The 17,594-nt window shown below is 70.1% G+C and carries 13 protein-coding genes and 1 pseudogene; 5 read left to right on the forward strand and 9 right to left on the reverse strand.

The features are described 5' to 3' along the window. Window positions 1–355 precede the first annotated feature (355 nt). From CFP71_RS35810 to CFP71_RS35825, 4 genes are all read right to left on the reverse strand, one after another. Entirely contained in the window at window positions 356–1,021 is a 666-nt protein-coding gene (locus tag CFP71_RS35810; protein WP_093938378.1) for an FG-GAP-like repeat-containing protein, read from the reverse strand. A 164-nt stretch (window positions 1,022–1,185) separates the two neighbouring features. Further along, a complete protein-coding gene (locus CFP71_RS35815) occupies window positions 1,186–3,366 on the reverse strand; it encodes an RICIN domain-containing protein (RefSeq protein WP_093938379.1) in 2,181 nt (726 codons plus the stop codon). A 232-nt stretch (window positions 3,367–3,598) separates the two neighbouring features. Beyond that, on the reverse strand, window positions 3,599–4,477 hold the full coding sequence (locus CFP71_RS35820; RefSeq protein ID WP_093938380.1) for a helix-turn-helix domain-containing protein: 879 nt from the start codon (window positions 4,475–4,477) through the stop codon (window positions 3,599–3,601). Between the two features lie 18 nt (window positions 4,478–4,495). Beyond that, complete coding sequence (locus CFP71_RS35825) at window positions 4,496–6,316, reverse strand: glycoside hydrolase family 15 protein (protein ID WP_093938381.1); 1,821 nt, start codon at window positions 6,314–6,316, stop codon at window positions 4,496–4,498. A gap of 139 nt (window positions 6,317–6,455) precedes the next feature. Between CFP71_RS35825 and CFP71_RS35830 the strand changes: the two genes are divergently transcribed. Then, window positions 6,456–7,778, forward strand: coding sequence for an MFS transporter (locus tag CFP71_RS35830; protein ID WP_093938382.1), 1,323 nt, complete (start codon window positions 6,456–6,458; stop codon window positions 7,776–7,778). Window positions 7,779–7,868: 90 nt separating this feature from the next. Here CFP71_RS35830 and CFP71_RS45190 read toward each other — a convergent pair. The 3 genes and pseudogenes from CFP71_RS45190 to CFP71_RS35845 all read right to left on the reverse strand — a co-directional run. Beyond that, window positions 7,869–8,108, reverse strand: a pseudogene (locus CFP71_RS45190) (potassium channel family protein); the annotation flags it as partial. Window positions 8,109–8,287: 179 nt separating this feature from the next. Continuing rightward, on the reverse strand, window positions 8,288–8,635 hold the full coding sequence (locus CFP71_RS35840; protein ID WP_093938383.1) for an SHOCT domain-containing protein: 348 nt from the start codon (window positions 8,633–8,635) through the stop codon (window positions 8,288–8,290). A 93-nt stretch (window positions 8,636–8,728) separates the two neighbouring features. Further along, complete coding sequence (locus CFP71_RS35845) at window positions 8,729–11,389, reverse strand: LuxR C-terminal-related transcriptional regulator (protein ID WP_093938384.1); 2,661 nt, start codon at window positions 11,387–11,389, stop codon at window positions 8,729–8,731. A 220-nt stretch (window positions 11,390–11,609) separates the two neighbouring features. On the opposite strand from CFP71_RS35845, the gene CFP71_RS35850 reads away from it, so the two are divergent. Next, the gene (locus CFP71_RS35850; protein ID WP_167406389.1) at window positions 11,610–11,855 is read left to right on the forward strand and encodes a hypothetical protein; all 246 of its coding nucleotides are present in this window, start codon (window positions 11,610–11,612) and stop codon (window positions 11,853–11,855) included. Next, complete coding sequence (locus CFP71_RS35855; protein WP_093938386.1) at window positions 11,852–12,121, forward strand: hypothetical protein; 270 nt, start codon at window positions 11,852–11,854, stop codon at window positions 12,119–12,121. Before CFP71_RS35850 ends, CFP71_RS35855 begins: the two co-directional genes overlap by 4 nt. 84 nt (window positions 12,122–12,205) lie before the next feature. Here the strand turns inward: CFP71_RS35855 and CFP71_RS35860 are convergent, their stop codons facing one another. After that, window positions 12,206–12,712, reverse strand: a complete 507-nt coding sequence (locus CFP71_RS35860) for a DUF1269 domain-containing protein (RefSeq protein WP_093938387.1) — start codon at window positions 12,710–12,712, stop codon at window positions 12,206–12,208. Between the two features lie 201 nt (window positions 12,713–12,913). On the opposite strand from CFP71_RS35860, the gene CFP71_RS35865 reads away from it, so the two are divergent. Then, window positions 12,914–13,375 (forward strand): DUF7144 family membrane protein, encoded by a 462-nt coding sequence (locus CFP71_RS35865; RefSeq protein WP_093938388.1) that lies wholly within the window; start codon window positions 12,914–12,916, stop codon window positions 13,373–13,375. 131 nt (window positions 13,376–13,506) lie between these two features. After that, window positions 13,507–16,008 (forward strand): winged helix-turn-helix domain-containing protein, encoded by a 2,502-nt coding sequence (locus tag CFP71_RS35870; protein ID WP_093938389.1) that lies wholly within the window; start codon window positions 13,507–13,509, stop codon window positions 16,006–16,008. A gap of 23 nt (window positions 16,009–16,031) precedes the next feature. On the opposite strand, the gene CFP71_RS35875 is transcribed toward CFP71_RS35870, so the two are convergent. Next, a complete protein-coding gene (locus CFP71_RS35875) occupies window positions 16,032–17,162 on the reverse strand; it encodes an AI-2E family transporter (RefSeq protein WP_425266644.1) in 1,131 nt (376 codons plus the stop codon). Between the last annotated feature and the right edge of the window lie 432 nt (window positions 17,163–17,594).

Consider the following 17,594-nt stretch of genomic DNA (forward strand, 5'->3'; position numbering starts at 1 on the left):
CAAGGAGGCCTTCACGGACCGGTCGTCGGTTGAAATGGCGCGTTCTGAGCGGGAAGCAGGTTGCGAAAGTGGCTTTCGCAACCTTCAACGTTGCGAAAGTGGCTTTCGCAACGCTTGTTCCCGGCGGGGCGCTGTGACCATCGCGTGAAGGCCCCTTTCCCTCGGCTCAGCAGAGGGAAGGGGGCCTTCACGCGCCGTCGCTGTGACTGCTGGTGTTGCTGTGACCGAGGGTGGCTTCCGCCGTCCGTGAAGGCCTCCTTCCCTACCCTCAAGGTAGGAAAGGAGGCCTTCACGGACTTACGGCCGGAGGTCGGTCAGGTCGGTCAGGTCGGCCAGGTCACCTAGCCGTGCGCGGTCAGCTGCCGGCCTGGTCGCAGCTGGCGGCATCGGTGCCGAGCACCGGGTCGGTGACCGGACGGTGGTCGATCGAGATGGTCTTCTGCGTGGTCAGCGCGCCGTCCCGCAGGGTGTAGACGGTGCGCGTACCGCTGTAGGTGAGCGGGTCCGCGCTGACGTCGTCGGCTTCGGCGGCGACGGTTTCGAAGGTGCGGCCGCCGCCGTTCAGCGGGGTGCACTGGTAGCCGAGGTGAGCGGCGACGCCACCGCCCTCGGCGACCGACAGCGGCTTGCTGTCGTTGTCGACGACCTGGCTGAGGTTGCGGCCGTCGTAGTGCAGGGCCGTGAAGAAAGTCGTGTTGGCCCCCACCGACTGGGTGACGATGAGTTCGGCGCGGCCGTCGCCGTTCAGGTCGGTGACGCGCGGGGCCTGGAGCGGGACGGAGCTGTCGGCGCCGAGGTGGATCGAGGTGAACGTCCCGTTGACGGTCGCGGAGATGACCTGGTCGCCAGGGCCGGTGAGCTGGGCGGTGACGGTTTCGAGTTCGCCGTCTCCGTCGAGGTCCGCGACGGTGGTGACCGGGTCGGCCGACGGGGCGGCCAGCGCGGGGACGATGGCCCCGAGGCTCAGCGCGGCGGCGACGCCGGTGATGGTGGCGGTGCGGATGATGCCGGTGTGCTTCATGGTGCTCTCCCTCCACGCTTCGGTGAGCTTTTCACCGAATGTGCTCTCACTAGGGGAGACGGTTGCGGATCATGAAAGTGCACTGAGAGTGTGATGGGCCACACATAAGCAACCGGGCGGCCCGCCACTCGAACGAGCGACGGGCCGCACTAAGGGAAAGCGGGCTACTTGATCGCCCACAACTGAAGCGCGGAGCCGCTGTCGGCTCGTTGCGTGACGGCCGCACCGTCCGAAGTGGACGCTGTAGTCAGGAGCAGCCCTGAACGGACGCTGGCCACCTTGTAGGTCCCGTCAGGCTGTTTCGCCGCGGTCCAGCGCTGGTTCGGTCCGCCGGTGCACGTCCACTGGATGACGCGCGCGCCCGCTCCGGTCGCTCCGCCTTCGACGTCGGCGCACAGCTTCGAATGCGTGTTGGTCAGGGTGTAGGAACCGTCGGACTGCTTGGTGAACAGCCACTTCTGGTTCGCGCCCTGGTTCGGTGCCCAGGTGACCAACGGTGTGCCGGTCGACGTCGACGAATCCGGGTCGTCGAGGTTCTTGCCGGACGCGGTCAGAGTGCGGACGCCGTCGAGAGTGCCCGCCCCGGCGTCGGTGAACTTCAGCGTCTGCTCGGCCGCGGTCCGCCCGCCGCCGACGGTGTTCCCGGTGGTATCGGTCCAGGAGCGCGTCGGCGTCGTCTCCGCGAGACGCGACGACTTGCCGGACAGGCCGAGCACGAGCCCGCTGTAGCGGTTCACCAGCCGGAAAGTCGCGGGGTCCACAGTGGACCGGATGACGAACCACTGCTGCCCGACCGTCGAGGACGAGGTGACAGTGGGCTTCGCGCCCCAAGCCCGGCCCGCCTGGACGGCGTCGACACCGAGGAACTGGCCCGTCGCGGCGTTGGTGACGCGATACGAACCGTCGCCGTCGGAGGAGAACTGCCACGCCTCACGGTCGGAGCCGGTCGTGCTCGCGACGGACGTCGTCGCGGTCCCGGTGCCCTGCGCGAGAACCCGGCCGTCACCGAGACCGATGCGGTACTTGCGCGAAGTGTCCACAGGGGGCGGAGCGGGGGTGGACGACGTGATGGTCTGCGTGGTGTATTCGCCGCCCGCGCCGCCGGAACACGCCACCGCGCAGTACGACCGGAACTGCTTGCCGATGATGGTCGAGTTCGTCTTGTTCGCGGCGTCGACGAACCAGCGGTACCAGGACTGGTTGGTGTAGCTCCCGGTGTCGCCGATCAGCCGCCACTTCTGCGTCGTCAGGTCGTCGGTCACGTAGTAACGCTGAGGGACGACACTGTCCACGGCCTCCGGTGCGCCGATGTAGAGCCCGAGGTGCGCGTTATAGGCGATGTTCATGATGAACAGATCGGATTTGCGCGGCAGTTGTCCCGCGGCGATCTGCTGGCTGACGTTGCCGGTGTTGGCCGGGTCGTAGTCGTCCGCGACGGGTGTGTAGCCCGTGTCGCCCGCGGCGGACACCGGGACCATGTTGCTCTCGCGGCCGCCGACGCCGGGCTGGGTCCAGCCGCCGTCGAACCACTTCTGCCACGAGCCGGTCGCCATCTTGGCCGAGATCGGCGAACGGGCGACGTGCGCGAGCCCGGTCATCGGGCCGCCGGCGCCGGCCTTCGGCACGATGCGCGAGCCGTAGTAGACGTAGAAGTACCCGGAGGCGGTGTCGACGAACAGGCGCGGGTCGCCGTCGCCGTAGTCGAACGTCTGATGCGGGAACGCCGTCGTGTCCCCGCGTTTGGTGCTGTAGGGCGAAGTGATCGCGTGGTCCTTGATGGTCCAGGTCTTGCCCTGGTCCTTCGACACCGCCATGTCGATGGCGTCGTAGTGCGAGAACGAGTACGCGCCGAACGGCTCGGGCGTGAACTCGTTGTGGATCAGGCCGTACCAGTCGCCGGTGTCCGGATCGACCCAGGTACCGACGAGGTCGCAGAAGTTCCGCTGCGAGTAGCCGGAACCGGCGGGCGGATTCGTGGATTCCTTGCCGGTGGGGCTGTTGTTGCAGCGCCAGGTCGTGTCGTCGTTGCGGTCGGCGGAGTTGGCCGGGTTCACCGCCTTGCTGATCGGGTTCTTGGTGAAGCTGTCGAAATCGCGTCCGCTGTAGAAGTCCCACTCGCGCGGCTGGTCGGCGCCGTAGAGCGCGGCCGCCTGCTGGAAGTAGAACGTGCCGTCCTTGTCGACATAGCTACTCGCCGGGGTGTCGGTGGTCGGGCTGAACGACTTCTTCGCGTCGACGGTGATGGTGTACGTCGCGTCCGGCGATGCGGCGTCGGACGACACCGGTACCACCGTGGTCGCCGCCACGGCCAACGCCGCGGCGCCGAGAAGAGGCAGGGTCCGCATGACTCTCTCCCAAGGGCATTTCGTCCTCTGAATGCGGTAGTTCGTACGTCGAACTACCGCATTCAGAGGACGAAATGCGTTCTAGGCGGTGACCCGCACCACAGTTGGCGGGGCGGTCGCCGATGTTATGAACGTTGTTGCGCGTAAGTCAACTTGTTCACTCAACTTCAAGCGTCAAACGTGCACTTTGTGCGCGGAAAGTCCAAGTGAGGCCGCACGGAAGTCCAAGGGGTCAGTCGGGGACCAGCGGCGGGTCGTCGGGAGGCGGGACCCGCGAGCTCCAGCCGCCGGGGACGGCCTGGACGCGCGACTCGCGGAAGCGCCCGGGGGAGACGCGGACCCGGCGGGTGAAGAGCCGGCTGAAGTAGGCGGCGTCCTCGTAGCCGATCGCCTGGGCCACCTCCTGCACCGGCATCCGGGTGGTGGCCAGGAGCTCCTTCGCGCGGTTGAGGCGGAGCGTCAGCAGGTGGTCCTTCAGCCCCGATTCGGTGCTCCGGCGCACGGCGGCGCGCAGTTCGGACAGCGTCATGCCGCGACGGGCGGCGATCTCGGCGACGCTGATCGGCAGCAGCGCGTCCCGTGCCAGCGCCTCCAGCAGGGAGCCGTCGCCGGGGGTGCTGTCGGCGGCCCGGCGCAGGGCCACCAGCAGGTGATGCACGGCCGCCGACGCGTCGACCTGGGCCAGCGGGCTGCCACCTCGCGCGCAGCGCACGATCCGGCCCACGATGTCGCGGACGGCCTCGACGTCGCCCAGCGGCACCACCGGCGTCCCCGGCGTGACGTAGCCGAGCTCGACGTAGGCCTCCACGGCGCCGCCGTCGAAGTCGACGAAGCACTCCTCCCAGCCCTGCCCGGGGTCGGGCGCGTAGTGGTGCCCGACCCCGGGGACGAGCCACAGCAGGGCGGGCGCGACGACCTCTCGTCGTTCCCCGCCCGCCACGGCGAACCACCCGCGCCCCTTGGACACCACGACGGCCACGTAGTGGTCGAGCACGCGGGGCCCGACGACGGGCAGGGCGCCGTGCTGGAGCCCGACCCCGAGGCACACCAGACCCAGCCGTCGATGCACGGCGGACGGTGTGAAGTACCGCATCCAGGTCCGGTAGGCCATCCCCGCATCTTCGCGCAATCACCCCAGGGCGGCGTCGAGGGTGACCGCGGCGTCGATGAGCGCGAGGTGGGAGAAGGCCTGCGGGAAGTTGCCGAGCTGCTCGCCGCTCGGCGCGATCTCCTCGGCGTAGAGACCGGCGTGGTTGGCGTAGGTCAGCATCTTCTCGAACGCCGACCGCGCCTCGTCCAGCCTGCCCGCCCGGGTCAGCGCGTCGACGTAAGCGAAACTGCACAAGGAAAAGGTGCCTTCCGAACCGGCAAGCCCGTCCGGGGACGCCGCCGGGTCGTACCGGTGGACCAGGCTGTCGGTGACGAGATCGTTCCCGATCGCGTCGAGGGTGGACAGCCACAACGGGTCCCGCGACGGGAGGAAACCGGTGCGGGGCATCCGCAGCAGCGACGCGTCCAGTTCGTCGCCAGTGTAGTGCTGGACGAACGCCTGCCGCGTCCGGTGCCAGCCCTGGTTCAGGATCTGGTCGTAGATGCTGTCCCGCTGCCACGTCCAGTCCTCGACCGGGGCGGGACGGCCGTGCGTGCTCGCCATCCGCAGGCCGCGGTCGAAGGCGACCCAGCTCATCAGGCGGCCGTAGGTGAACGACCGGCGCCCGCCCCTGGTCTCCCAGATGCCCTCTTCGGGCTGGTCCCAGTGCTCGCCGAGCCAGTCGAGCGCCGCGCGGACGGCGGTCCAGCCGCGGTGCGGCAGCTCGAAACCCGCCCGGTCGGCGGCGAAGACGCTGTCCAGCGCCTCGCCGTAGATGTCCAGCTGCAGTTGTCCCGCCGCGTCGTTCCCGATCCGGACCGGCGTCGACCCGCGATACCCGGACCAGTGCGAGAGGTCCTCCTCGCGCAGATCCGTCGTGCCGTCCACGCGGTAGAGCACGGCCAGTGGCCCGCCCTCGGCCCGCTCGCGGCCGCCTTCGCGGATCCGGTCGCCCAGCCAGCCGCCGAACCGGGCCGCCTCTTCGGTGAAGCCGATGGCCAGCAGCGCGGAGACCGAGAACGACGCGTCCCGCACCCAGGTGTAGCGGTAGTCCCAGTTCCGTTCCCCGCCGAGTTCCTCCGGCAGGCCGAGGGTGGGCGCGGCGACCAGCCCGCCGGTCGGCCGGTAGGTGAGCAGCTTCAGGGTGATCGCCGAGCGGGTCACGACCTCCCGCCAGCGACCGCGGTAAGTGGAGCGGGCCAGCCACGAACGCCACCAGCCCACCGTGTCGTCGAACAGCTCGGTGAACTCGGCGAGCCGGATCTCGCGCGGCGGTTCCGCGGTGTCCGTCTCCAGCACGACACCCCGCACCTGTCCCGCGGTCAGGCCGACCCGCAGGTGCACGTCGTTCCCTTCGATCCGCGGCTCGGCGAGGTGTTCGTCCTCGGGTTCGCGGACCGGGTGCAACGTCAGCGACATCTCGCTCGACACGAAGACGGCGCCGTGTCCGAAGAGGATCGCCTCGTGCGGACGGCGGCCGTAGTCGAAGCGGGGCGCGACCGTCATGTCGAAGGTGATCTTCCCGCGGACACAGCGCACCAGACGGGCGATCCGGTGCTTGGCGGTCGCGGCGCCGTCGGCCGGCGGCATGAAGTCGACCACTTCGCCGATCCCGTCCGCGCTGGAGAACCGGGTGATCAGGACGGCGGTGTCCGGGTAGTACATCTGCCTGCTGGTGTACGGCCCGGCGGGGTGGACGCTGAACCGGCCGCCGCGCTCGTCGTCGAGCAGCGCGCCGAAGATCGACGGTGAATCGAAGCGTGGGCTGCAAAACCAGTCGATCGATCCGCCGGTGGTGACCAACGCGGCGGTTTGCAGGTCGCCGATCATGCCGTGATCGGCGATCGCGGTTTCGGGCATGGCGCCTCCTCGGGCGTCGGGGTGCGGTCGTGGATCACCGTCGTCGTGCCGGGCGATCACTGCCTCATCCGCCCGGGGTGAGGTGGCCGGGGTGCCCCGCACGACACCGTGTCGGGACCTGAGAAGGAAGGCCACGCCGATGATCGTTCCGCCCTTGGCTCTCGCCCAGTTCGTCGCCAGTTACGCCGCGACGACGATGACCGTGGCCGTCAGCGTGATCGCGGCGGACCTCGGCACGACGGTGCTCGGCGTCCAGACGGCGATCACGTTGTTCACCCTCACCATGGCGTCGCTGATGGTGCCCGGCAGCAAGCTGACCGACTTCCTCGGCCGCAAAAGATGTTTCCTTCTCGGCCTCGTCGTCTACGGCGGAGGCGCGCTGCTGGCGTCGGCCGCGCAGGGGACGGGGACGCTGATCCTGGGGTATTCCCTGTTGCAGGGCATCGGATCGGCGTTGATGATCCCGCCGATCTACATCCTGGTCACCGTCACCGGTTCCGACGTCGCGACCAGGGCCCGCCGGTTCGGCGTGGTCAGCGGCGCGGGCGCGCTCGGGGCGGCCGCCGGGCCGCTCATCGGCGGGCTGGTCACGACCTGGCTGGGATGGCGGGCCTCGTTTCTCTTGCAGGTGCTCATCGTCGGCCTGGTCGTCGTGCTGGCGCTGCGGCTCGTGGAGCCGCCGGAAGTGCCGGCCAGGACCCGGTTCGACGTCTTCGGCGCGGGGCTCTCGGCAGCGGGCCTGTTCTTCGTCGTGGTCGGGGTGCTCCAGATGGGCACCGCGCTGTTCTGGGTGTTCGCCGCTGTCGGCGTCGCGATCCTGTTCGCCTTCGCCGCGTACATCCGCGCGCGGGAGCGGGCGGGCCGCGAACCACTGGTGTCGCCCGGCCTCTTCCGCGACCGCACCACCCGCCTCGGCCTGGTCACCCAGCACGTGCAGTGGCTGGTGCTCCAGGGCGCGTTCTTCGTGATCGCCGTTTTCCTGCAACAGGCCCGCGGCTACGACGCCATCGAGACCGGGCTGATGCTGACGCCCGCGACGGTCGGCATCCTCGCCGCTTCGGGTGCCGCGGGCCGGATGGCCCGGCGGCACTCACAGCGTCGCCTGATCCGCGGCGGCTTCGTGCTCGCCATCGCCGGACTGGTGCTCGTGCTCCTGCTGGTGCGGGCGGATTCGGGAGTGGCGAGCGCCGTGCCGGGGCTGTTCCTGCTCGGCGCCGGCGTCGGGATCATGCTGACCGCGTCGGTGAACCTGGTCCAGTCGCGCAGCCCGGACGCGGCCCAGGGCGACATCTCGGGGGTCTCGCGCAGTGTGTCCAACCTGGGGTCTTCGGTGGGGACGGCGCTGGCCGGTTCCGTGCTGGCCGGGGCGGCGGGGCACGGCTTCGCACTGGCACTCGCCACGTTGACGCTGGTCGCGGTCGTGGGGCTGATCGCCGCGCTGCTGCTTCCCCGGCCGCGGTGAACCGTCCGATGCGGACGAACGCCGGTGCCGCACGGCGGTCACGATCAGCCGCAGGGCGACGCTCAGCACCATCAGGTTCGCCACCATCTGGATCGTCACCAGGATCCGCGCGCTCGCCGAGACCGGCACTATGTCGCCGAAACCGACCGTGGTGAACATCGTGACCGTGAAGTACAGGGCGTCCGTCCTGGACAGGCCGGTGTCGAACGAACCGGGCCGGTCCTGGCCGAGGACGTAGTAGACGTCGGCGAACAGCAGCAGGAACAACGGCACGATCAAGGCCAGCGCCTGGATGCCTTGCAGGGCGGGGAACGGCGAGCGGAGGATCATCCGTACCTCGCCGACGACGAGCAGGACCACGACGGCGAGGCCGCACGCGAAAGCTGTCACCGTCCAGGCGTGCAGCCCCTGATCGACCGGGAGCAGGTAGTACAGGCACAGCAGCACGGTCACCGTGAGCAGAGGCCGCAGTACCGCCAAAGGGAAGAACCGCCATCCGGGCGCCGCGGTCAAGGCGAGAGCGCCTTCCGCTTGAGCGCCTGGAATTCCTCCTCGTCGATGACACCCTGGTCCAGCAGTCGTTTGGCCGCGGCGATCTGCTCGGCCGGGTCTTTGTCCACTGTGGACGAATATCGGGAATGTCTGCCCTGGGTGCCGAGATAGAGCAGGACGCCGACGAACGGCAGCAGGAACACCAGCACCGTCCAGCCCGCCTTGGCCCAGCCGGACACGGTGGGCCTGCGGTAGAGGTCGGTCAGGACGAGGAACAGCAACCAGAACCAGGCGATCCAGCAGAAGAACACCAGCATCGTCCACATCAGCTCGGAAAACGGGTACTCCGAGTTCGCCACGGCCATGATATCTCCTCACCCCGGATCGGACTTTTCCGTTTCACTCGACCGGATCCGGGCCCCGCTCGCCTCACCCGAGCCGGGTGAGGCGAGCGGGTGTCATCCCGTGAAATCGCCGACCTCGGTGTCCAGCAGGCCGCGCCGGAGCGCGGTCGCCACGGCGTCGCGCCTGCTGCGGACGTCGAGCTTCGCGTAGATGCCGCGGACGTGTGTCTTGACGGTGTTCGGCGAAACCGTCAGGTCCTCGGCGATCTCGTCGATCGACCGCTGGGTGGGCAGCAGGCGGAGCACGTTGCGTTCCCGTTCGGTCAGCGGTGCGGGCATCGGCGGGGTGCGCAGTTCGCGGCGCTGGGCGAGCACCTGGCCGGCGAACCGCTCGCCGGAGCCGAGTTTGCCGAGCCGCGCGGTCAGGAACGTGATGACGTCGGAAGGCGCGAACACGAACGGGAACCGGACGTCACCGGGTTCGGCGGCGCGCAAGGCGTCGTCCAAGGACCGCACCGCCCGTTCCCGCGCCTCGGCCGCCAGCGCGGCCCGCACGCCGATCAGCGACGCTTCGATCCCCGCCCACGGCAACAGCATCGGCGCGTCTTCTTCCGACAGCGAGCGCAGCACGGCACTCGCCGCGCCCTGCCTGCCGAGCCGCAGCTGGGTCCTGGCCCGCATCAGCAGCAGTTCGCCCGAACCGGCGATGATCGGCTGGGCCCAGCGGAAGGTCTCCCTCGCCTGATCCGCCGCGCCGAGCCGCAGTGCCGCACGATGTTCCAGCATCGCGCACCAGGCCGCGTGCTCGGCGGAGAAACTCCGCCCGGTGCCGAGACGCGTGCGTGCCCGGCGCATCCTTCGCAGCCCCGAATGCCAGCCACCGAGCTCGAATTCGGCCGCGCCGCGCAGGGTCTCGGAGATCAGGCCCAGGTTCCGGGCAGCCCTGGCAGGGGCGTCGCCCAGCATCCGCCCGATCTGCTTGGCGTGTTCGACGCACTCGGCGGCTTCGCCGCGCAGCAGGGAACCGTACGCGAGCTGGGCGGACATTTGGGCGCCTTCGAGCGAGCGATGCGGATCGTGCGCCGCGTGGCGGACCTGGACCCGATGGGCCAGCACGTCCATCTCCAGGTAGTCGCCGTCGGACCCGGCCAGTCCGCTCAAGGCGACGAGGCATTGGGTCACCAGGAAATGATGGTCCGCGTTCTCGGCCGCGTCGGCGACGCGGGACAGCGCCTCGCGTGCCGAAGCACGGTCGCGGCGGGCTGTCAGGGTGCCGATCCGGTGCAGCGTCGCCAGCCCGCCGAGCCCGGTGCCCGCGGCCAGTCGCTCGTCGATCTGCTCGGCCGCGCGGACGGACTGCGCCGGGCCGCGATCGACCTGGGCGAGCCGCGACCGCACCAGCTGTCGCAGCACGGTCAGCTCCGCCGTCGGTTCGGCGGGCCAGGCCACTTCCGCGCAACTCAGCTGTGTCTCCGCCGACGACGGCTCGCCTCTTTCCAGGTGCAGGGCGGCCGAGACCAGCGCGAGCAGCGGAGAGGACACTGCCCGCTTCTCGCCCAGCACCGCGAGCGCGAGCCTCAGCACGTTGTGTTCGCCGGTGAGGAACAGATCCACCGCGTGACGGCGCAAGAGTTCGCCGACGCGGGTGGTGTTCCCCGACCGGACGCTGTGCAGCAACGCGGAAGACGGCAGGTCGTGTTCGGCGAACCAGCGCGCGGCCGCCGCGTGCAGGCTCCTCGTCCGCTCCGGCGCCCGGCGCAGCAACTCCGCCCGCAGATAGGTCCGCAGCAGGGGCGGCAGCCGGTGGCGCGCCGGGATCCCGACGGAGTGGACGACCTGCCCGGACGGCTCGCCGAGTTCGCGCAGCATCGCCTCGGCGTCCGGCCGGTCGGACAAGGCCACCGCCAGTCCTGCCGGTACTTCGTCGCAGATGCTGATCGCGCGCAACAGGTCCTGGTGGGGCACGGTCAGCGGCGCGAGCACCTCGTCGGTCAGGTAGTCGAGCACCGCCCTGTCCCGGCCCGCGAAGAAGTCGGCGAGATTTCCTTGCCGCGCGGCGGAAGCCGCGGCGAGCCGCAGCCCGGCGGGCCAGCCGCCCGTCCTGGCCACGAGCAGACCGACCTGATGCGGCGGGATACCCGGGCCGGTCGTCCCGACGAGCGTTCCGGCCTCCTCCGGCGAGAAGCGCAGGCGGTTCGCGCCGATTTCCAGGAGCCGCCCCGCGACGCGGGCGCGCACCAGCGGCAGCTGCGGCTCCTGGCGGCTCGAGATCACCAGGCGCAGTCCCGGCGGCTGATGCCGCAGGAGCGCCTGAAGTCCGCGCCAGGTGCCCGGCTCGGTGATCTCCTGAGCGCCGTCCACAACGAGCAGAACGGGTTCGTCCACCGCGTCCAGCGCGTCGGCGATCGTGGCCAGGAAGGCGAGATCCGCGCTCGGGGACGCGGGGACCGCGAGCGACCGCACCGGGTTCCCCGCCGGGATCCCGGCGCAGCCGGCGAACGCTTCGAGGACCGCTGACCAGAAGAGACGGTCGTCGTTGTCCTCCGCGTCGGCGGACACCCAGGCGACGGTGCCGCGGTGGCGGCTCGCCCAGTCGGCCAGCAGGACCGTCTTGCCGTAGCCGGCGGGCGCCCCGACGAAGACCATGGACTGCTCGGCCCCGTCGAGCGCGGCGAGCAAACGCGGTCGCGAAATGAGATCCAAGGGTGGATCGGGGATGGTCACCTTTGTCCTCGGGACTCGTCTTCGCGGCGAAATGTCATGGTTCTTCAGCATGCGCCAGCCTCCTTTGCGGCCAGTTTCACATCGTCCCGGCGGATCCTGCCACGCAATTCGCGCGTCTCACCCGCGCTGGGCGAGGAAAAGGCCCGGAGTACCCAGAATCGTGTGGCCCGTGAAGGCTCGTGGAGATTACTGGAAAAAAGAGAATGGCCGGAAACGGCCGACGTCGGTATTCATTGCGACGCAGTTCTTCTGGATCGGTCCCGTCGAGTTCGTGGTACTCGACGTCCTGCGGACCGGCCGCGTCGGACCCGAGGCGGTGATGTTCTCGGTAGCCGTCCTCCTGGCCACGCTGACCTCGGTGACCTCGATCCGCCTCGCCGTGCGGGCCGGTCTCGACCTGTTCGCGAGGCTGGTTTTCCTGCCGTCGAATACCTGGTCCTCGGTCATGTCGGCGGTCGATCTGGCGGTACTCGCCGCGGCGTGGTTCCTGGCGGGCCGGGGAAAGGGGAACCGATGACGCTGTCGATTCCGGTCCAGCGTGGACCGTTGGCCGGAGTGAATTACGTCTTCCGGGGCAGTGGCCGAATCCCCGAACAGGCGAACGGGACGGTAGACGATTTCCGGGGAATGCTCGTCATCCCGGTGGGCGACGAGGTGATCGTCTTCGGTACTGTCACCGATCAAGGAAGCATTTCCCGTATTCTGCGGACGCTGGAGGCGCTCGGGATGCGGGTGGACTCGGTACACCGGGTCCGGGAACTACCCGAATACGCGACCATTTGATAATGGCCTCGCGAGTCCGTGAAGGCCTCCTTGAGGGACCCAGGGTCCCTCAAGGAGGCCTTCACGGACTTACGGACCGGGGGATCAGAGCCGTTCGGGGAGCGGGAACTCGCCGAACGCGGCCCGCAGCCGCGCCTCCTCCTCGTCGGAGAGGTTCGTGGTCAGCAGCGTGGCACCGGTCTCCTTGAACGGCTCGGCGACCCTGTCCAGTACGGCGCCGTCCGCCATCACGAACAGCGCGGACGTACCCGGCGTGACGCGCGCCCGCACGGTGGCGACGAAGTCGTCGTCGATCCCGACGTGGGAGAGCGAGCCGGTCAGCGCCCCGATCGCCGCGCCGACCGCCATTCCCAGCAACGGCACCAGGAAGATCAGGCCGAACAGCAGTCCCCAGAAGCCACCACCCAGCGCGCCCGCGCCGGTCATGGAGCCGAGGTCCTTGGTCTTCGGCTTCTTCCGGTCTTCGGGCCAGGTGACATACGCCGCGTCGGCGATCGAGATGAGCTGTTGTTTTTGCAGTCGTTCCAGCAGCCCGAGCGCGTTTTCGGCGCCGTCGGCGGTGGGAAAGGCCCATACGGTCAGCGAACTCATGATGTGGTCCTCCTCGGTCGGCGAAGCGGGTTTCCGAGCGGAACTGTGCTCGGACCGCCGCCGCCCCGCATCGCCCGCGCCGTGTGAGCCGGAAACCGCTCCGGCCAGGCCTGATCTCACCTGACGCGGGCGAGGCCCACCTCCCGGTGAACGCACCATGATCGCCCGAGTCCGCAGCCTCCCCTTCGGAAAAGAGGGACCATGAGCGAAAGAACGCGTCACTGGACCACCCCGGCCGGGACCGGCCCGCCGCCGTCGCCGGATCCGGCCGTCTCCCGGTCCCACCGGTCGGGCTGGATCTGGTTCGCCGGGTCGATCACCATCATGGCGGGCCTGTTCACCGCGGTGGAGGGGCTGGTCGCGCTGTTCGACCGGAACTACTACCTGCTCGGCCCATCGGGGTTGCTCGTGTTCGACCTCGGCGCCTGGGGGTGGATCCACCTGATCGTCGGGGCACTGGCCGTGCTCGCGGGGAGCGCGCTGTTCACCGGCGCGCCGTGGGCCCGCATCGTCACCGTCGCGCTCGCCGGGTTCAACGCGCTGTCCCAGCTGGTGTTCCTGTCCGCGTACCCGATCTGGGGCGTGGTGGTCATCGCGCTCGACGTCCTGGTGATCTGGGCGGTGCTCGTGCACGGGAACGAGGCCGAATACGAGATCTGGTGACCCGTAGGCCATACCGCTGATCAGTACAGTCGTGGCCTTGACGGAACCGGGGTCGCGATCCTTCGGACGATCGAGAGGTTGACTTGCCCGCTCGAACGACATCGCGGTCCTGGCGGATTCCCGGAGCCAAGGTGACGGTGCCGCGGGTGCCGGGCATCTTCGTCCCGCGTTCCCGGCTCACGGCCCTGTTCGACCATGCCACCACCCGGCCGGTGACCGTGCTCCGGGCACCGGCCGGCTCCGGGAAGACCACGGCACTGGCCTGCTGGGCCCGCGACCGGAGGGACGTCGCCTGGGTCTCGCTCGACGACGACGACAACGACGAACGCCGTCTGTGGGCGGCGATCCTCTTCGCGTTGCGCCGGAGTCCACGCCCGCCGGAGGACAGTCCGGTGTGCCGGCTCGAACCGCCGGAACCGGGGCGGCGCACCGAGTTCCTCGCCGATCTCGGTGACGCGTTCGCCGGACCGCGCGAACCGGTGTGGCTCGTCCTGGACGACGTCCAGGAGATCACCCGCCCGGAAGCGGTGGAAGCGCTCGCCGCGCTGGCCCGGCACCAGCCGCCGATGCTGCGGCTGGTGCTGGCCACCCGGGTCGAGCCGAAGCTCCGGCTGGCCCGCCTCGAGGTGGAAGGCACGCTTTCGCGGCTCGGTGCCGCCGAACTCCGGTTCAGCGCCGAGGAAACGGCGCGCCTGTTCCGCGCCGCCGGGGCCACGGTGAGCGAAGACCGCGTCCGCGAACTCACCGAGCGCACGTCGGGCTGGGCCGCCGCGCTCGGCTGGGCCGCGGTCTCGGTGCGCGACGCGGGGGACGCGGACGAACTCGTCGCCGATGTCGGGGGCGACGAGCTCGCCGTGGCCCGGTTCTTCGCCGACGAGGTGCTCTCGCGGCTGCCGTCGGCGACGTCGGATCTCTTGCTGTGCGTCAGTGTCTGCGACACGGTGAGCGCGACGCTCGCGGCCCGCCTGTCGGGTTCGCCGGACGCCGGGGTGACGCTGGACGAACTGGAGCGGGAGACCGGGCTGGTCGTGCGCACCCCGGCCGACACCTACCGCCTTCCCGCCCTGTTGCGCGGTTTCCTCCAGGCGGAGCTGGCGCGGCGGTCGCCGGCGCGGGTGCGGCGGCTGCAGGGGATCGCCGCCCGGTGGTACGCCGAGGAGGGCAGATACGGGGAAGCGCTGACGTACGCCGTCGCGGGCCGCGACCGCCAACGCGCCCTGCGCCTGGCGCGGGACCACGCGGTGCGCCAGGTGCTGGCGGGCGACGGGGAACTCGTCCGGGGAGCGCTCGCCTATCTGGGGGAAGGGGCGCTGACGGCGAGCCCGCGGCTCCGGCTGGCGTCCGCGCTGGCCCACGTCCAGCGCGGGGAGTTCACCGCCGCCGCCACCGATCTCGGGGACGACGGCCTGCGCCTGCTGGCCGCGCCCCATCTCGCGCTGGTGACGGGGAGCCGCCCGCCCGAGAGAGCGGTGTCGCCGGTCGTGCGGTCCGCGGAGGCCGTCGCGTGGGACAAGCTCGATCTGGTCTGGCAATCCCTGTACCGGGGTGCCCGCCGCCACGCCGTCACCCGCGCCGAGGAGGCGCTGCGCGCGGCGCACGGGGAACGTCTCGAACATCTCGTGCTGCACAGCAGACTCGCGCTCGCCGTCGCGACCGCGCTTCTCGGGGACCACACGGCGATGCGGCGGGCGTGCATCGGAGCGCTCGCCGTCGCGCGACGGCACGGCTGGCGCCGGTCGCCGGGCGTAGCCGAATGCCATCTGATGCTGGCCTACGACGATCTGATGCGGTTCGAACCGGTGGCGGCGGCGGGCGAGCTGGCACAGGCCCCGCGAGCGGAGGTGCCCGGATCCGCGCCGGTGCTCGGGCCGCTCCACGGTTTCTTCGAGGGCATGGTCCGCTTCGACGCCGGTGACCGGGCGGCGGGCTCGCAGGCCATGCGGGTCGCGCGGCATCGGCTCGCGGATCTCGAACTGCCTCGTGAGATCACGGCGATGTGCACGGTCGCGGAGCACCACGCCGCGCTCGTGGGCGGCGAAGGACTGCACGCGGCCGAGGTGTTCGCCTGGGCGCAGGAAAGACTCCCGGGCACCGCCGAGCTCGCCCTGCTCCAGATCCGCGCGCACCTCGCCGTCGACGAGACCGACCTGGCCGAGAAAGTCCTGCGCGCCACCGCCGCCGCTCCCGCGCTGCTGCCCGCCACGCCGGTGGACACCTGCCTGGCGGAGACCGCGCTCGCGTTGCGTTCCCACCGGCGGACCCTGGCGCTGCACGCGCTGGACCGCGCGCTCACCCTCGCCCGGCCGCACCGCCTGGTCCGCCCGTTCGCGCTCGCCGAGCCGCGGGTCAGGAATCTCTTGATCGACCATTCGGGCGGTTTCGGCTCGCTGGACGGCTTCGCCCAGTCCGTCCGCGGCAGACTCGTCCCGAACACCCCGCCCAGCGAGCTGACCGATCGGGAACAGGTCGTGCTGCAACGGCTGCCGTCCCAGCGATCGTTGGACGAGATCGCCTCCGACCTCACGGTCTCGGTCAACACGGTGAAGACCCACGTCCGGTCCATCTACGGCAAACTCGGGGTGAACAACCGCCGGTCGGCCGTGGTGGTCGCACGCCACCACGGCCTGACCTGAGCGGGCCTGACCTGAGGTGGCGGTCACCCCGACCTCCGGTCCGGCGTGCACAGCAATGCCTCCGCCCAGCGGGCACGGGGATCGACGTCGATGAGCAGCGCTTTCGCCAGCAGGGTCGCCGGAACGGCCAGGACCGCGCCGAGGGGACCGAGCAGCCACGTCCAGAACACGAGCGCCAGTACCGTGGCCAAAGTGGACAGTCCGACCGACTCCGCCACGAACTTCGGCTGGATCAGCGACTGCACCACGAAGTTCAGCAGGACATAGACGACGATCGTCACGAGCATGACCCGCCAGCCACCGTCGAGGAGCGCGATGAGCGCGGGCGGGATCACCCCGATCACGAAGCCCACGTTGGGCACGTAGTTGGTGACGAAGGACAGCAGGCCCCACAGCACGGCGGCCGGGATGCCGAGCAGGGCGAGCGCGACGGTGTCGAGTGCCGCCACCACCCCGCCGAACACCGTCGTCACGACCAGATAGCGCCGGGTGCCGAAGGCGAAGCGCCGCAACGACGCGCTGATCCACGGCCGGTCGCGCGCGATCCGGCCGAGCCGCTGCCCCGCCCACGCCGATTCGGTGCTCAGGAACAACATCAGCGCGAGCAGGAAGGCCAGATTCGTGACCAGGCCGCCGACCCCGGCGAGCAGGGAACCGGCGAAAGCGACCAGCTTCCCGGTGTCCACAGAGGACAGCATCTCGCGGAGTTGCTGATGGCCGACCCCGAACCGGCCGAGGAAATCCATCCCGTTCCGGAGCAGTTCGTCGGCCTGCCCGGCGTAACGGGGGAGCAGGGCCGACAGTTGCGCGAGGGACACCACGACCACCAGGAACAGCAGGAGCAAGGCGGCGTAGACGGTGACGACCAGCACGGCGACCGTGAGCCAACGGGGCAAACCCTTGCCGCGCAGCCAAGCGCGCACCGGGTCGAGGGTGATCACGATGACCAGGGCGAGGAACACCGGCCCGACGAGCCAGGCGACCGCGTACAGCCCGGCCAGCACGATGACCGTGGCCGCGGACCCCAGCAGCACCACCAGCGCGCGGGGCAGCGGCGCGCCGGTGGCTCGTAGGTCCTGGGGTGGCGGCGACAGTGGTGGCGACACCAGTGGCGCGCTGGTGGTGGGGCCGCTCGCCATGCCGCTACTCGCCATGCCGCTACTCGCCATGCCGCGGAGCGATCGGCCGGATCGCTTTCGCCGCCCCGTTTTCCGGCGACGGTGGACCCATCGTGGGCGGCGGAACCGGTACGCGGGGAGTTCGTCGAGCGATGGTCGCACCATGCGGCATCCTCCGGAGACGGTTTCGGTGCGCTCCACGGTGACAGGACTTCGCCTTCGGAAGGTCACCCGGTGCGGGCGAAAGTGACCGGTTTCGTGCGCGATAGGGCGTGCGGGCGGTCGTGGCTTCCCGCTGTGGGGCCGGTGAAGGTGTCCCGAGCGCCACGCTTGGGACGCTCATCGTCTCGAACGTGGCGCTCGCGACGTGTTCGGTGCGGGAAAGATGAGGCAGGGGGTGCCGGAGCGCACTGGGTGGTCGTGAGTGATAAAGAGGGTTAGAACCCTCTTTATCACTCACGACCCCAC

It is taken from the genome of Amycolatopsis thailandensis (genome assembly GCF_002234405.1).
Classification (GTDB): Bacteria; Actinomycetota; Actinomycetes; order Mycobacteriales; family Pseudonocardiaceae; genus Amycolatopsis; species Amycolatopsis thailandensis.

Bases quoted from the DNA above. Each gene is read 5' to 3' on its own strand.
- CFP71_RS35810 (WP_093938378.1), bottom strand. From the start codon at position 1,021: ATGAAGCACACCGGCATCATCCGCACCGCCACCATCACCGGCGTCGCC.
- CFP71_RS35815 (WP_093938379.1), bottom strand. From the start codon at position 3,366: ATGCGGACCCTGCCTCTTCTCGGCGCCGCGGCGTTGGCCGTGGCGGCG.
- CFP71_RS35820 (WP_093938380.1), bottom strand. From the start codon at position 4,477: ATGGCCTACCGGACCTGGATGCGGTACTTCACACCGTCCGCCGTGCAT.
- CFP71_RS35825 (WP_093938381.1), bottom strand. From the start codon at position 6,316: ATGCCCGAAACCGCGATCGCCGATCACGGCATGATCGGCGACCTGCAA.
- CFP71_RS35830 (WP_093938382.1), top strand. From the start codon at position 6,456: ATGATCGTTCCGCCCTTGGCTCTCGCCCAGTTCGTCGCCAGTTACGCC.
- CFP71_RS35840 (WP_093938383.1), bottom strand. From the start codon at position 8,635: ATGGCCGTGGCGAACTCGGAGTACCCGTTTTCCGAGCTGATGTGGACG.
- CFP71_RS35845 (WP_093938384.1), bottom strand. From the start codon at position 11,389: ATGCTGAAGAACCATGACATTTCGCCGCGAAGACGAGTCCCGAGGACA.
- CFP71_RS35855 (WP_093938386.1), top strand. From the start codon at position 11,852: ATGACGCTGTCGATTCCGGTCCAGCGTGGACCGTTGGCCGGAGTGAAT.
- CFP71_RS35860 (WP_093938387.1), bottom strand. From the start codon at position 12,712: ATGAGTTCGCTGACCGTATGGGCCTTTCCCACCGCCGACGGCGCCGAA.
- CFP71_RS35865 (WP_093938388.1), top strand. From the start codon at position 12,914: ATGAGCGAAAGAACGCGTCACTGGACCACCCCGGCCGGGACCGGCCCG.
- CFP71_RS35875 (WP_425266644.1), bottom strand. From the start codon at position 17,162: ATGGCGAGTAGCGGCATGGCGAGCGGCCCCACCACCAGCGCGCCACTG.